The sequence below is a fragment of the Candidatus Baltobacteraceae bacterium genome (assembly GCA_036489885.1).
GTDB lineage: Bacteria > Vulcanimicrobiota > Vulcanimicrobiia > Vulcanimicrobiales > Vulcanimicrobiaceae > JAFAMS01.
This window is the reverse complement of the sequence record DASXEW010000001.1, coordinates 890,245-904,449: the sequence shown is the minus strand read 5'-3', so window position 1 is coordinate 904,449 and position 14,205 is coordinate 890,245. Positions and strand designations below refer to the sequence as shown.

The window sequence follows — 14,205 nt, the reverse complement described above, 5'->3', positions numbered from 1 at the left end:
CGACAAAAGTTGCTCGTGATTGCGACACCTGGCGCTTCGCGACCGCTTAGGCGGCGTCCCGTTCCCGGACACTAACGCCGACGTGTGAGATCCCAAGCGTCCAGGTTTCGCAGTCGATTTTGTGCCTCGTAAACGCGTCACGCATTGCGTTCGCGATTGCCGGACCGTTCGACGTGCAGAGCGCGAGCACGCTTGGGCCGGCGCCCGAAAGCGCGATTCCTAGCAGCCCCTCAGCTTCGATGCGAAGACATTCTGCAAGTCCGGGGACGAACGCAGAACGATAAGGTTGGTGAAAACGGTCGCCCATCGCGACGCGCAAATTCGTGAGATCGCCCGACGCGAATGATGCGGCAAGTAAGGCGGCGCGTTGAACGTTGTAGACGGCGTCTTCCTTGCGATAGCGATCCGGCAGAATCGCACGCGCTTCGGCCGTAGGTAGCTCGATGTTCGGTATCGCGACGATAGCGCGCACGCCTGACGGGGGCTCGAATCGCAAATAGGAGGGCGCGTCTTCACCGCGTTGCGCCGCGATCACGATTCCGCCTAAAAGGGCGGGAAGTGCGTTGTCAGGATGGCCCTCGAGATCCGTAACGATCTGCGTCAGCGTTCGTTCACTGACTTCGGGCTCGACCAGCCGCGCCGCAATCGATGCGCCGAGAACCCCGGCTGCCGCGCTCGAGCCGAGTCCTTTTCCGAGCGGGATCGGATTTTCAACGCTGATCTCGATTTGCGGACGCGATGAACCTAGGATCGCCGATAGCCCGCGCTCGATCTCGCCGGCGAATCCCGAATGCGTCGGTGCATGCGGCCCTTCAACAAACGTGAGCCTATACTCGCGTGCTTCGGTAACCGTAGCTCGCAAGCGCAGGTCGAGCGCAATTCCGATCGCATCGAATCCCGGGCCCAGATTCGCAGAGCTAGCCGGCACCGAAATCTGAAACATCAGCCGGCCTTCCGCGCCAGCTCATCCAGATGACGGCGTGCATCATTCGCATTTCCAACACGTGCGATTGCGTTCGCAAATGGCGCCGCGCCCGCATGATACGCAGCGGCATACGCCGTGTCTTTGAGCATGTGACCGGTAAGCATCAACACAACGTCGTCATCCGGCGCCACGATACCGCGCTCGACGAGCACGCGCAGCCCGGCAAGCGATGCAGCGGATGCCGGTTCGCATCCGATTCCATCGAGGCCGACCACCGCACGTGACTCGGCGATCGCTTCATCTGACACGGCAATCACGATTCCATCCGACGCGCGGACTTCGGCAAGTGACTTGCGCCAGGATGCAGGCGCGCCAATCTTGATCGCGGTTGCCGTCGTCTCTGCGTGCACCGGAACGAGATCCATGCCCGTTTCAAACGCGCGGACAAATGGCGCTGCGAGAGCAGCTTGCACGACGGCAAGCCGGGGAATCCGGTCGATGAGACCGAGCGCATGCGCTTCGCGAAAGCCTTTTCCGATAGCGCTCGAGTTCCCAAGATTGCCACCCGGGAGAATTACCCAGTCCGGAACGCGCCAGCCGGACGCCTCCAGAAGGATCAGCGCGATCGTCTTTTGTCCCTCGATACGCAGCGGATTCACGCTGTTCACGATTGCGAATCGTTTGGCATCGACCGTCCGCACGATCTCGAGCGCAGCGTCGAAATCTCCGCCGATCGCCACGACCTTTGCGCCGTAGTCGAGCGTCTGAGCCAGCTTTGCTTCGCTGATCCCGCGATCCGGAACAAGCACGATCGCCGTCATCCCGGCTCGCGCCGCGTACGCCGCCATCGATGCCGATGTATTTCCCGTGCTCGCACATATCGCCAGACGCGCACCGCGCGCCCGCGCGTGCGAGATCGCAACGGTCATCCCGAAGTCCTTGAACGACGCGGTTGGATTCATCCCGAGGTGCATGTACCGCACGCGTCGAGCGTTCGCATATTCCGCGCCCCGTCGCGCATCGTATAGCGGAACCTCGCCCTCGCGAAGAGTGACGATTTTCTCCTGCACGAGCGCAGGCAAAAGTTCGCGAAAACGCCACACACCACTGCGATCGACGACCTCGTTCGAGCGGCGGCGTTCGGCAAGCACTTCGCGATAGCGCGCGACGTCGAAGCCCACCTGAGCATCGAGCTCGAACGCGAGCAACCCGCCGCACGCATCGCAAAATACCGCGGCACCTTGTTCGGATTGAGCTGCCGCGCACTCGCTGCAGCGGAGTTGCAATCGAGGCAGCGGCAGAGCCGCGGAGATCATCCTGGTGGCCGCGTGATCGCGCCGTCTTTTGCCGACGACACCAAAGCCGCATATTTGGCAAAGACGCCGGTTGTGTAGCGCGGCGCCGGTGCTTTCCACTCCTTGCGGCGGCTTTCGGCCTGGCTTTCGCTCAGAGCGAAATCGAGACGACGCTTGTCGACGTCGATCGTGATCTGGTCGCCCTCGCGAAGGAGTGCGATCGGACCGCCGACTGCGGCTTCCGGCGCAACGTGTCCCACCATCAATCCGTGCGTTGCGCCGGAAAAGCGTCCGTCGGTGATGAGCGCGACGCTATCGCCGAGTCCCGCACCGACGATTGCGCCGGTTACACCCAGCATCTCGCGCATTCCGGGGCCACCCTTCGGACCTTCATAACGAATGACGACGACATCACCGGCTTTGATCGCGCCGGCCTCGACGGCGTGCATGGCATCTTCTTCACGCTCGAAGACACGCGCCGGTCCGCGGTGATACATGCGTTCATCGCCGGCAATCTTCACAACCGAGCCGTCCGGTGCGAGCGATCCGCGCAAGATTGCGAGACCCCCCTGCGCCTTGAACGGATGATCCGCCGTCGCGATCACTTTTTGACCCGGCGTCTCGACTGCAGTTGCGGTCGCTTCGCGCAGACTTGCACCGGTTACGGTCGGGACGTCTGCGTGAAGCAAGTTTCCTTCGATCAGCCGCTTTGCAATCAGTTGAATGCCGCCGGCCGCATCGACGTCGAGTGCAACGAATTGACCGCCGGGCCGCAGCGACGCGATGATCGGCGTCTTGCGGCTGATCGTGTCGAAATCGTCGATCTCGAGCGGAACGTTTGCGTCTCGTGCGATCGCGAGCAAGTGCAGGACGGAATTCGTCGAGCCGCCCGTGCCTGCCGCGGCAGCGATTGCATTTTCGAATGCGTCGCGCGTCGCGATGTGACGCGGGGTAATTCCGCGTCGCAACAGTTCCATCACAATGCCGCCGGTGCGATAGGCTTCTTTCTCTTTGCGTGGATCGGTCGCACCCGGGCTCGTGCTCCCGACCGGCGAGAGACCCATGATCTCGAAAACCGTTGCCATCGTGTTTGCGGTGAACTGGCCGCCGCACGCTCCCGCACCCGGACACGCGTGATCTTCGATCGCCTTGAACTCCACGCTGTCGATCTTTCCGGCCGCGTAGGCACCCACGGCTTCGAACACGTCGCCAACCGTAAGATCGCGCCCATTGAGTTTGCCCGGCGCGATCGACCCGCCATAAAACATCACCGAGGGAATGTCGAGACGCATCATCGCCATGGCTCCGCCGGGGCCTGTCTTATCGCAGGCAAACATCACGACGAGTGCATCGAACATATAGCCGCGGCAAACGAGCTCGATCGAGTCCGCGATCAAATCGCGTGATACGAGCGACGCCTTCATGCCCTCGGTACCCATTGCGATCCCGTCGCTGATTGCGATCGTGTTGAACTCGAGCGGCGTCCCGCCCGCTTCGCGAATCCCGCGCGCCACATGCGGCGCCAGCGCGCGCATGTTGTATCCGCACGGCATCGCTCCGATCCATGTGTTTGCAATGCCGATGAGCGGCTTTGCAAGGTCATCATCGGTCAGGCCGATGGCCTTGTACATTGCGCGCGCCGCAGCACGGTCGGGGCCGTTGGTGATCGTTGCGCTGCGCGCCTTAGGGTCGTAATTCATGAGAATCCATATCTAAGGGGCGCTCGGGGCGCTGTCCTCTCTTTTCGAGGCGGCACCAATCGTCGCTCGGCGCATCCTTAACGACCTACTCGACCGGCGGTCTTAGTAGCACGAACCGGGCCGGGAGTTGATCTCTTCCACGCGTAATGCGCACCTTTGAGCTCTTCTTAACCGTTAAGCGCACTAGACCCGGTTGCCAAGAACGAACTTAGGAAAGGCGAACCTTGAAGCCGCACCGGCGATTGCTGGCTGAAGAAACCTCTTGCGAGTCTCAGACATGCAAAATACCCCTCACTTCTCGCGCTCGTAGGAGTTGTAAGATGATCGGACAAGTCCTTCAATGATGACAAGCTACCCAGCCGTTGCGTCGCGCCGCTTACACGAACAAGTTCTGAATGCGCTCGTCGAAAGCATCGTTGCCGAAAAGTTTGCGTCCGGCGAGTCGTTGCCGTCCGAAGCCGAGATGTGCGAAGTCTACGGTGTCTCGCGCAGCTCCGTGCGCGAAGCGCTCCGTGTCCTCGCCGAAAAGGGCCTGATCGAGGTTAGGCACGGGTTGGGAACACGCGTCAATCCGCCGGAGCAATGGGATTTCATGGACCCGCTGGTCCTCAGCACGCGTCGCAAGAACGGTGCGATGGCGCCGATTTTTGATGATCTTCACGAGGCACGCAAGATCGTCGAATGCGAAGTCGCGGCGCTTGCGGCGGAGCGCGCTAGCAATGACGATACGGCACGTCTCGCAAGGAGGCTTGAAGAGCTACGAGAGTCCCTGGGCGACGCCGTCGCTTTCGCAGATGCAGCCTTCGCGTTCCACCGCGTCCTTTTCGAGGCGACGCGTAATCGCGTACTGCTTCGCATGGCCGCGCCGATTCGCGAAGTACTCGCTTATACGATTCAGGTCGCTTCGACGACGCCTGGAGCTCTCGAGACCGGCTTGTTGGAACGCGAAACGATCTATCGTGCAGTCGTCGCGGCCGATTCAACGGCGGCTCGAAACGCGATGTCTGCCCATCTGGATCGCTTGCATCGTACGGTCGGAGCTTCCACGCCTATCGCGACCGCCTAGATGAAGGTCCTCATCACCGGCGGGAACGGCTTCATCGGTTCGTGGGCAGCGCGACTGTTGCTCGAAACCGGACACGATGTGCGGGTCCTCGACGGTCATGACGATCGTACGACCTTTCACGATATTGTCGGGACGATCGAGAATCGTCCGGTGGAACGCGTCGTTGGGGACATTGCGGATCGTGCGGTCGTCGAGGAGGCTGTCGGCGGATGCGACGCCGTCATTCATCTTGCCGGCCTTCTGCTGCCACGCTGTCGTGAGGATCCGCTCGAAGGCGCACGCGTAAACGTGCTCGGCACGCTATGCGTCTTTGAAGCCGCAAAGAAACACAAGATTAGGGGTGGGATAGCTTACGCGAGCACGGCCGCTGTTTTCGGACCCGAGGACGGCGTAATTCCGTTTCCGTCCAACCACTACGGCGCGTACAAGCTCTGCAATGAGGGCAACGCGCGCGCGTATCTCGTCGACGCAGGGCTTCGCAGCGTTGGGTTTCGTCCGTACACCGTCTACGGACCGGGACGCTGGTACGGTATGACCGCGGGACCAACGCTCGCGATGCGCGCGGCCGCCGAAGGAAAACCCTACACGATTCCGTTTACCGGCCGCACCGGGATGAATTTCGCCTCCGACGTTGCCGCGGCGTTCGTACTCGGCGCGACCCAAACGCCCGACGGCGCGCAAACGTTTTCACTCGCCGGCGACGTCGCATCGACGCGACAGATCATCGACGCAATACGTGCGGTCGCCCCGGATGCTCAGGTCGCCGATACCGGAGAACCCCTTCCGCTTGCGCCCGTTCTCGATGAAGGCGCACTTTGGTCCACCTTCCCTAAGCTTCCGAACACGCCGCTCGCCGAAGGCACGCGCCGAACGATCGAGTTCTATCGCGCCCTCGCCCAGCCGGCGTAACATGCGGACCGACGTGAGCCCGAACGTTCTCGACGAGCTGCGCGAGATCGCGGGTGACTCGCACGTGCTCACCGCCGACGAAGATTTGCTCACGTACGGCTTCGACGGAACCTGGTACGATCAGCGACCCCTTGCCGTCGTGTTGCCCGCAAATACCGCCGAGGTTTCGGCGATTCACAAGCTTGCGACGCGCGAAAGACTCGCGATCACGCCGCGTGCGCTCGGCAGCGGACTATCCGGCGGTGCGGTACCGCTGTCCGGGAGCCTCATTCTTTCGATCGTGCGCATGAACGCAATCCTCGAGATCGACGAGACGAACCACGTCGCGGTTGTCCAGCCCGGCGTCATCAATGCGGATTTGCAGAGCGCGGTCGAAGCGCGAGGCCTCTTCTATCCACCCGATCCTTCGAGCTACAAACAATCCGCGATCGGCGGCAACGTAGCCGAGAACGCGGGCGGTGCGCGGTGCTTGAAGTACGGCGTGACGAGCAACTACGTACAAGCGCTAGAAATCGTGCTGCCCGACGGTGCAGTTTTCCGCACCGGCGGCAAGATGGTGAAAAACGTAACAGGGTACGACCTGCGCGCGCTCTTCACCGGATCCGAAGGCACGCTCGGCACGATTACTGAGATAACGTTGCGCCTGATTCCAAAACCGAAGTTCAGTCGCACGGCGATGGCAACGTTCGCGAAGATCGACGATGCTGCACGCACCGTCACGGCGGTGATGGCCGCCGGCTTGATCCCAACCTCGATCGAGTTGCTCGACAATCTGACGATGCAGTGCCTCGAAGAGTTTTCGCCGGCCGGATTGCCGTTGGAAGCGGACGCGATCTTGCTTTTCGCGGTCGACGGCGATCACGAAGCAGCCCTGGATGCCGAGTCAGCCGAGATCGAACGCATTGCGCGCGCGAACGGTGCCGGCGAGATTCGCGTCGCGCACTCGCAGGCCGATAGCGATCGTCTGTGGGCGGCGAGGCGCGTCATCGCACCGGCTCTCGCGCGCAAACGTCCCCATCGCCTCGGCGAAGATATCTCGATCCCGCGCAGTGCGATCCCGGAGATGATCGCGCGCGTTCGCACGATCGCCGCCAGAAACAACGTCATCATCCCGGTGTTCGGACACGCCGGCGACGGGAATCTTCACCCGAACATCTTGTGCGATCGTCGCGACGCCGAAGAGATGAAACGCGTACGCGAAGCCGCGCGCGAGATATTCGAAACCGCCGTCGATCTCGGCGGAACGCTTTCGGGCGAGCATGGGATTGGATTGCTCAAGAAGCAGTTTATGGAGATGGACGTCGGACCCGAAGCCTTGCGCGTGATGCGCGCAATCAAGAACGCACTCGATCCGCTCGGGATCATGAACCCAGGCAAGATATTCCCTGATCCCGGCGGGGTCGACGCGTTCACGTTGCCTGGAGTTACCTCTTGAGTTTTACCGCCCCCGACATTCCGCCGGCCGACGTTTTCAATCGCTGCGTGCGCTGCGGCCTCTGCCTTCCAACGTGCCCGACCTACGTCGAAACGCTGGTCGAAACATCGGGACCGCGCGGCCGTATCGCGCTGATCAAAGCCGTCGCAGAGGGCCGCCTCAATCTCACGAGCCCCGGCTTCGTGCATCAGATGTCGGAGTGTCTGGATTGCCGCGCATGCGAAGCTGTCTGCCCTTCCGGCGTCGAGTACGGCCGTTTGCTCGAGCCGGCACGCACGCAAGTGCAACGCGCGACTGCCGCACGTCAACCGTGGCATGTTCGAACGCTACGCTGGTTCTTGCTCGACCGCGTTTTCTCGAGCATGGCGCTGTTGCGTTTCGTCGCGACGCTTCTACGCTTATCGCAAAAACTTGGCTTGCAATCACTCGCGCGCGCGACCGGATTGTTACGGGTCTTGCATCTCGAGGATTCAGAAAAGCTCGCGCCGCGGATCTCCGATCGCTTCTTCGTTCCCCGCGACCAGCGCTGGAGCGCAGAAGGCAAGCGTAAAGCCACGGTTTTCATGCACGCCGGCTGCGTAATGCACGTCGCCTTCGCGAACGTCGACGAAGCAACGGTGCGCGTTCTTCAAAAGGCCGGCTGCGACGTTGTCGCGCCGAGCGGCCAAGGATGTTGCGGCGCGATCAATATTCATGCGGGCGAAATGGAGCGCGGACGCCAGCTCGCCAAGCGGAATATCACGGCGTTCGAGGGCTCAGGCGCCGACGTCTACATTATAAATGCGGCCGGTTGCGGCTCGACGCTGAAAGAGTATGGGAATCTCTTCGAAGACGATCCCGAGTGGGCGCAGCGCGCCGCCGCCTTTTCAGCGCAGGTTCGCGACGTCACGGAATGGCTCGACGAGGTCGGGATCTCGCCCGATCTGGGCGCGATCGAACGCACCATCACGTATCAGGATCCCTGTCATCTCGTTCACGCACAGCGCATCGCCGGCGCGCCCCGGCGCCTGCTCGCGAAGATTCCGGGATTGCGCTTGCGCGAGATGCCCGAGAGCTCACTCTGCTGTGGAAGCGCCGGGATCTACAATCTCACGCAGCCCGAGATGGCCGAGCGGCTCCAGAAGCGCAAAGTCGCAAACATCATGCGCGTGACGCCCGAGATCGTAGTCACGGCAAACCCCGGCTGCGCGATGCAAATGGCCGCCGGCCTGCGCGAAGCCGGCGCCGAGATTTCGATCAAGCACGTCGTCGAGATGCTCGACGAAGCGTATGCGGCTTACAGCCCTTCGATTCGTCTGGAACCGGCAAGCGCATCATCGAGCGTGTGATAGACGCCGAAGACCGTTAGCAATCCGGTAATCCGAAGCAACCGTAGAATCTGACCTTCACGCGCGACAAGACGAACCTCACCATTGTTCTCTTTGGCGCGGCGTTGGCTACCGATCAGCGCACCGAGACCCGTCGAATCTATGAAGTCGAGACCCGAAAGATCGACGACGATCCGGTGCTGCCCGCGCTCCGCTGCGTCGAGCAGCGCGGCGCGCACGGTTGGCGAGGTCGCAATATCAAGGCTGCCTTTGAGCTCGAATATTTGCGTCTCGTCGTCTGAGCTGCGTAGATGGATATTGAGATCGTCGATGTGCAAGCTCTGTCCCTCGCCCCGCGCGTTCGCTTTGCGCGACGGCCTACCTCTGATGAAGATGGAATGCTGGGGCGGCTGGACTCGAACCAACGCATGCCAGAGTCAAAGTCTGGTGCCTTACCAACTTGGCTACGCCCCATCGTGCCGTTACGGCGGACCCATCGTTCCGGGCCCGAGAAAGTTCTCCTACCCGCGCCTCCGCAAGAAGAGACGCTCGCTCAGCGGCGTGATCAGAGGTATCGAGAAAAGCTCACCGTGAGAGGCTCGTACGGCAGAACTGATGACGATGAACGCTGCCGCCGCGAAGACGATGATGTCGACGACGAGTGCCGCGGAGTATATCTCGATCGTCAGCGTCTCGGGTGGGCCGCCTAGAATGACGAACAAGACGAGCGGCAACGCCAGCACGACGAAGAGCGCGAACCAAATGATCGCGCCGAGGACCGTCGCTTGGCGCAGATGCGCGCGATACCACAAGCTCCCCGGTGCGCGTCGCGTCAGCTCGAAAACGGCAAGAGGCCAGGCAAGATATGCCGTGGCCGCCCGCGCGTATTCATCGGTGTTAGTTTCTTGCGACGAGGATCCGCTTTGCTCCCAAGTAACGCGAGGACCAGTATGCATCGTGAAGCGCGCTTACCTCAACACCATGGCTGCTCGAACTGTGTACGAACCGACCGTGACCAAGATATATCCCGACGTGGGACGCTCCATACGTATACGTTTGGAAGAAGACCAGGTCCCCTGATTCCAGGTGCGCGACCTTCTTGCCGACTTCGTACTGCGCATCCGCGGTTCGCGGCAGATGAATGCCGAGCATCGCAAAAACGTGCTGTACATAGCCGGAGCAATCAAAGCCGGACGTGGATGTCCCGCCGAACACGTACGGCACACCCAGGAACCGCATCGCGCTCTTCGTGAGCCTTGCGGCGATCTGCGTGGTACGTGCCGCGATGCCTTCAGCCAGCCGGCGCAACGCGGACTTCTTTGAATCCGGAGCCGACGGCGCCCAAAGCGCGACATCGGTTCCCTCTTGGCTGGGAACCAGCGAGGACTCCGCGGCGAGCGCAGCTTTGCGCGCGGCAGCGATGACCTGCGGATCCAGTGGGACGCTCGTCTCTTCATCCAGCACCAGAACGGTGCCGGCCCGCACGTCGGTCCCTTCAAGCTGATTCAGGCGAGCCAGCTCATTGACGCTGATATTGTGGGATTCGGCGATCGACGTGATCGTATCGCCGGGTGCAACCGTGTATGTACGGGCATCGCAAGCGCTATAACATAACGCTGCAATAACTAGTGCGACAAAACCCGTCGCAAATACGCGCAAAAGGGCTCCTTCTTTCGGTCGCTTACGGGGTTAGTTGTCGGGTTAGGACTGAAAGATTGCCCTCGCGCCGACCGGCGCGTTCACCCCTGCCTGGTTTCCCCCGCTCCGAACCACCCGATCCGGACTCAGCTATAAGAGCGTCCCCCTCAAAGGGGGGTCGAGGACGCGGTTTTGGCAGGGGCATTCCCCCATCCTTCCTCGCCGTTCTCGGCAACCTACGCGAGCGTTGCCCCCCGGATTGCCTCGGCGATTTCGGCTGCCAAACGTCCGATTTGGTCCGAATCCGGACCCTCGAGCATGACACGAACTAATGGCTCGGTTCCCGACGGTCGTACGAGGATTCTTCCTACGCCGGCCAGCGCGCGCTCCGCGCGTTCGATCGCCGCTGCGACTGCAGGAGTACCCGCAATCTTCTCTTTCTCCGACTCGACGCGCACGTTGACCAAAATCTGTGGAAACTCGATGAGATCCGTGGCGAGCTCGTGCAGCGTTCGTCCGCTGCGAACGACCGAACCGAACAAACTCACTGCGGTTAGCAATCCGTCGCCCGTGGTGTTGCGCGTCAGGTCGATAATGTGGCCCGACTGTTCACCGCCGAAACGAAACTCGCCGGCGCGCATGCGTTCGAGAACGTAGCGATCACCGACGGGCGTGCGCTCGAGCGTGATTCCTTCACGTCTCATCGCGACTTCCAGACCGACGTTGCTCATCACGGTTCCGACGACCGTCGCGCCGGGAAGCTTTCCCTCTCGCTGCATTTCTCGCGAAAGAATTAACATAACGTGATCGCCGGTTAACTTTTCGCCACGTTCGTCAACGAACAGTGCACGATCCGCATCGCCGTCGAACGCCACGCCGAGAACCTTTCCGCCGCCTCGTGCGCGAACTGCGGCTTGGAGCGGCGCCATATCGGTTGCCCCGCACTTCACGTTGATCCGCGATCCGTCGTTTTCGGCGTTAATTGCAACGACGGTTGCGCCGAGCTTGCGCAGCACGTACGGTCCGACCTCGAACGCGGCGCCGAAGGCCGCGTCAACAACGACGGTCAGCCCGCGCAGATCGCTCCCGGCTTCGAGTAACGCCGAAGCGTAGCGTTCGGCGAGACCGTGACTCACGGAAGCCATGCCCACGTCCAAATGCGTCGGACGCGGCAAATCATCGGAGTCGATGAGGCCTGCGATTTCATCTTCCTCGGCATCCGTCAGTTTGAAACCGTCCGGGCCGAAGATCTTGATTCCGTTGTCCTCGATCGGATTGTGCGAGGCGCTGATCATGACGCCGGCGGCAGCGTCGATTGCCGTCGTTATACGCGCGACGCCTGGGGTTGGTATCACGCCGATCGTGATGACGTTCCGTCCGGTCGACGTGATCCCGGCGACGATCGCCGCCTCGAGCATCGACCCTGAAACACGCGTGTCGCGACCGACGACGACGGGATGCACGATATCAGCTTTATGCGCCAAAACGGCTCCGGTCGCGCGGCCGATGCTGAAGGCAAGCTCAGGGGTTAGATCGGCGTTCGCAACTCCGCGGACGCCATCGGTCCCGAAAAGACGACCCATCCCCCTTACTTAGTCGGACAGGGTGTCGTGTTCCGCGCGGGGAGCCCATTGACGCTCACCGGGATGCCGACGTGTTCGAACGGGTCGCTGAGCGCCGGTGCCGCGAGAAAACGGAAATAGGCCCATCCGCCGAGCGCCAGCGCCAAGCTGAACAGCTTAAGTCCGAAGTTTTTCCGTAAGGCTTGCAGCACGTGGAATTCGCGTTCTCATCCGTTCGAGTAGGTTGGGGGACTTCTGACGCCGTGCGCGCGGCGGCCGGGTGACTGCCAAAAGCACGCGGCGTAGCCGTTCTTGATCCGCAATCTCGCGCGAAAGACGCCCGCCGCGCGCGATCGAGATTGCTCCGGTTTGCTCCGAGACCACCAGCACGACCGCGTCCGTTTGTTCCGAGAGTCCCATCGCGGCCCGGTGCCGTGTTCCGACGTGCCGGTCGGTGATCGTCTCGGAAAGCGGTAGATAGCAGCTCGCTGCGGAGACGCGGCCATGTTGAATGATGACGGCGCCGTCGTGCAGCGCGCTGGCGCGCGCGAAAATCGAGAGCAGCAAGTCGACGGAGGTCAGCGCGTCGAGCCGCGTTCCGGCCTCGATGATCTCGCCCAGACCCGTCGTTTGCTCGATCACGATCAGCGCCCCGGTCCGCGAGCTCGAAAGGGCTTCGGCAGTGGCGGCCAACATTGCCATCAGTTCGTCGTTGCGCGCCGGATCGTCGGCCGGGTTGAGCGCCGCTAGAAAACCACCTCGGCCAATCTGTTCCAGTGCACGGCGCAGCTCGGGCTGAAAGACGATGGGCAGCGTCACGGCGATCGCGATGACGACATACTGCATTACGGTCGAGAGCAAGAGTAAATGCAGCACCTTGGCCGCCGCCAGCAAGACGACGAGCACGAACAGGCCGACCATGATCTGCACCGCGCGCGTCCCACGGATCAGCAACAGGAAATAATAGATGAGGACGCCGGTGACGGCGACGTCGAGCAGATCGAGCAAGCCGACCGGGAACGTCCCCAGTGCCGGGATACTAAAGCTCGTCATCGCGCGTCCAGCTCAGGGACGAGATGCTCGATAATCCGGTTCTCGTCCAGATCGGGCTCTTTGATTGCTTTCGCGACGAGGCGTGCGAGCTGATCATCCTCGAGGGCCTGCACTCCGGCGGTTTTTGAGCCGGCAAAACGGCGACGTTCGATCTCGACGAGATGGCGCACGAGGTCCGGCGGTGTAATAGCCGGGTCGACGCGCACAATGAGCGCGCCGGTCCTCTGCTCGCAGCTTTTTACGCCCACCGGTTTACCACGTCCCCAAAGTGCGAGTAAAACCGTAGCGCTTTCCCGCGGGTCATCAATCTCGAACACGAGGTGGGAGAGCCTATCCAAAGCGACAGCAATCTTCCGCATGACAATGACAAGCTCATGCGTGCGCGCGTTGTTCGTGTCGGGCGAAATAGCGCCTGGGTCGTGCTCGACGACGAAGAGATGCCGCGTCTCGCGTCGTTGCGTCGCAAAGGCGAAAACATGCAGTCTATGCTATTGCTCGGCGATCTCGTCGATGTCCGGCCGCATGAAGATGGCACCGTCGTCGTGGATCGCGTCGAACCGCGCACCTTCGAGCTCCAGCGGCGCACCGTAACCGGCCGAACAAAAACGATGGCCGCGAATGTCGACACGATTGCGATTGTGGCTGCGATCATCGATCCTCCGCTTCGCCTTTCCATGGTAGATCAGCTGATCGCATTTGCGGAGCTCCAAGAACGCTCGGTGCTCCTCTTGCTCACGAAGGTAGACCTCACCGACGGCAGCGATGCGCAGCGCATCCTCGAATTATATAGGTCGCTCGGATATCGCGCATTCGAATTGCAGCCCAAACGCGGCGAGGGAATCGAAATTTTACGAACCGCACTTGGCGACGCACATGCGCTGCTGGTCGGACAATCAGGCGTCGGCAAAAGCTCGATCTATCGCGCCTTCGGCGGCATAACGGAAGTCGGTGAGGTTTCGCGCCACGGACGCGGGCGCCAAACGACAACCGCAGCTCGCCTGCTTCGCTTGGGCTCGGGCTTCTTGATCGATAGTCCCGGCGTCGGTGCATTCGAATTAGGCGACATTCCCGCATCCGAGCTGACGCAGGCTTTCGTTGAATTCGCGCCGCTGGCTCCACAATGCCGATTTCGGGACTGCGCGCACATGGCCGAGCCCGGGTGTGTCGTTCGCCTGGCCGTCGGCGAGGGCCGGGTCGCCACCAGCCGCTACGAGAGCTATAGACTGATTTTGGAGCGCGCTGATCCCCTTTCCAGTTATGAATAGGCACTCCGGCCTCAGGCCTGCGCGCCCCCCACGCTTCGCGCGGGGCGCCC

General features: G+C 61.7%; 15 protein-coding genes, 1 tRNA gene and 1 riboswitch. Of the genes, 5 read left to right on the top strand and 11 right to left on the bottom strand.

Translation table 11 applies throughout. The features are described 5' to 3' along the window. Positions 1–46: 46 nt before the first annotated feature. The 3 genes from thrB to ilvD form a co-directional block, all read right to left on the bottom strand. Positions 47–943, bottom strand: a complete 897-nt coding sequence (thrB, locus tag VGG22_04195) for a homoserine kinase (GenBank protein ID HEY1727564.1) — start codon at positions 941–943, stop codon at positions 47–49. Next, positions 943–2,133, bottom strand: a complete 1,191-nt coding sequence (gene thrC / locus VGG22_04190) for a threonine synthase (protein ID HEY1727563.1) — start codon at positions 2,131–2,133, stop codon at positions 943–945. The genes thrB and thrC overlap by 1 nt, the downstream gene beginning before the upstream one ends. Positions 2,134–2,237: 104 nt before the next feature. After that, entirely contained in the window at positions 2,238–3,920 is a 1,683-nt protein-coding gene (gene ilvD, locus VGG22_04185; GenBank protein ID HEY1727562.1) for a dihydroxy-acid dehydratase, read from the bottom strand. Between the two features lie 340 nt (positions 3,921–4,260). Here ilvD and VGG22_04180 point away from each other — a divergent pair, with 340 nt between their 5' ends. Genes VGG22_04180 through VGG22_04165 form a run of 4 tightly spaced genes read left to right on the top strand, consistent with a single transcriptional unit; the run spans position 4,261 to position 8,658 of the window. After that, on the top strand, positions 4,261–4,986 hold the full coding sequence (locus VGG22_04180) for a FadR/GntR family transcriptional regulator (GenBank protein ID HEY1727561.1): 726 nt from the start codon (positions 4,261–4,263) through the stop codon (positions 4,984–4,986). Then, on the top strand, positions 4,987–5,895 hold the full coding sequence (locus tag VGG22_04175; protein ID HEY1727560.1) for an NAD(P)-dependent oxidoreductase: 909 nt from the start codon (positions 4,987–4,989) through the stop codon (positions 5,893–5,895). Between the two features lies 1 nt (position 5,896). Next, on the top strand, positions 5,897–7,330 hold the full coding sequence (locus tag VGG22_04170) for an FAD-linked oxidase C-terminal domain-containing protein (protein ID HEY1727559.1): 1,434 nt from the start codon (positions 5,897–5,899) through the stop codon (positions 7,328–7,330). Beyond that, a complete protein-coding gene (locus VGG22_04165) occupies positions 7,327–8,658 on the top strand; it encodes a heterodisulfide reductase-related iron-sulfur binding cluster (GenBank protein HEY1727558.1) in 1,332 nt (443 codons plus the stop codon). The genes VGG22_04170 and VGG22_04165 overlap by 4 nt, the downstream gene beginning before the upstream one ends. On the opposite strand, the gene VGG22_04160 is transcribed toward VGG22_04165, so the two are convergent. From VGG22_04160 to VGG22_04125, 8 genes are all read right to left on the bottom strand, one after another. Beyond that, positions 8,607–8,975, bottom strand: coding sequence for an STAS domain-containing protein (locus VGG22_04160; GenBank protein HEY1727557.1), 369 nt, complete (start codon positions 8,973–8,975; stop codon positions 8,607–8,609). The two genes, VGG22_04165 and VGG22_04160, sit on opposite strands and share 52 nt — an antisense overlap. 63 nt (positions 8,976–9,038) lie before the next feature. Continuing rightward, positions 9,039–9,111: transfer RNA gene (locus VGG22_04155), tRNA-Gln, on the bottom strand. 47 nt (positions 9,112–9,158) lie between these two features. Further along, the gene (locus tag VGG22_04150) at positions 9,159–9,449 is read right to left on the bottom strand and encodes a hypothetical protein (protein ID HEY1727556.1); all 291 of its coding nucleotides are present in this window, start codon (positions 9,447–9,449) and stop codon (positions 9,159–9,161) included. Positions 9,450–9,534: 85 nt separating this feature from the next. After that, a complete protein-coding gene (locus tag VGG22_04145; protein ID HEY1727555.1) occupies positions 9,535–10,296 on the bottom strand; it encodes an NlpC/P60 family protein in 762 nt (253 codons plus the stop codon). A 4-nt stretch (positions 10,297–10,300) separates the two neighbouring features. Continuing rightward, positions 10,301–10,437: riboswitch (cyclic di-AMP (ydaO/yuaA leader) on the bottom strand. 74 nt (positions 10,438–10,511) lie between these two features. After that, positions 10,512–11,858: a phosphoglucosamine mutase gene (gene glmM, locus VGG22_04140; GenBank protein HEY1727554.1), complete on the bottom strand. Its 1,347-nt coding sequence runs from the start codon at positions 11,856–11,858 to the stop codon at positions 10,512–10,514. 5 nt (positions 11,859–11,863) lie between these two features. Further along, entirely contained in the window at positions 11,864–12,049 is a 186-nt protein-coding gene (locus tag VGG22_04135; GenBank protein HEY1727553.1) for a hypothetical protein, read from the bottom strand. Then, positions 12,015–12,890 carry a diadenylate cyclase CdaA gene (cdaA, locus tag VGG22_04130; GenBank protein ID HEY1727552.1) on the bottom strand — a complete coding sequence of 292 codons (876 nt, stop codon included), beginning with the start codon at positions 12,888–12,890 and terminating at the stop codon, positions 12,015–12,017. Before cdaA ends, VGG22_04135 begins: the two co-directional genes overlap by 35 nt. After that, positions 12,887–13,138 carry a hypothetical protein gene (locus VGG22_04125; protein ID HEY1727551.1) on the bottom strand — a complete coding sequence of 84 codons (252 nt, stop codon included), beginning with the start codon at positions 13,136–13,138 and terminating at the stop codon, positions 12,887–12,889. Before VGG22_04125 ends, cdaA begins: the two co-directional genes overlap by 4 nt. Before the next feature lie 72 nt (positions 13,139–13,210). On the opposite strand from VGG22_04125, the gene rsgA reads away from it, so the two are divergent. Further along, positions 13,211–14,155 (top strand): ribosome small subunit-dependent GTPase A, encoded by a 945-nt coding sequence (rsgA, locus tag VGG22_04120; GenBank protein HEY1727550.1) that lies wholly within the window; start codon positions 13,211–13,213, stop codon positions 14,153–14,155. Positions 14,156–14,205 lie beyond the last annotated feature (50 nt).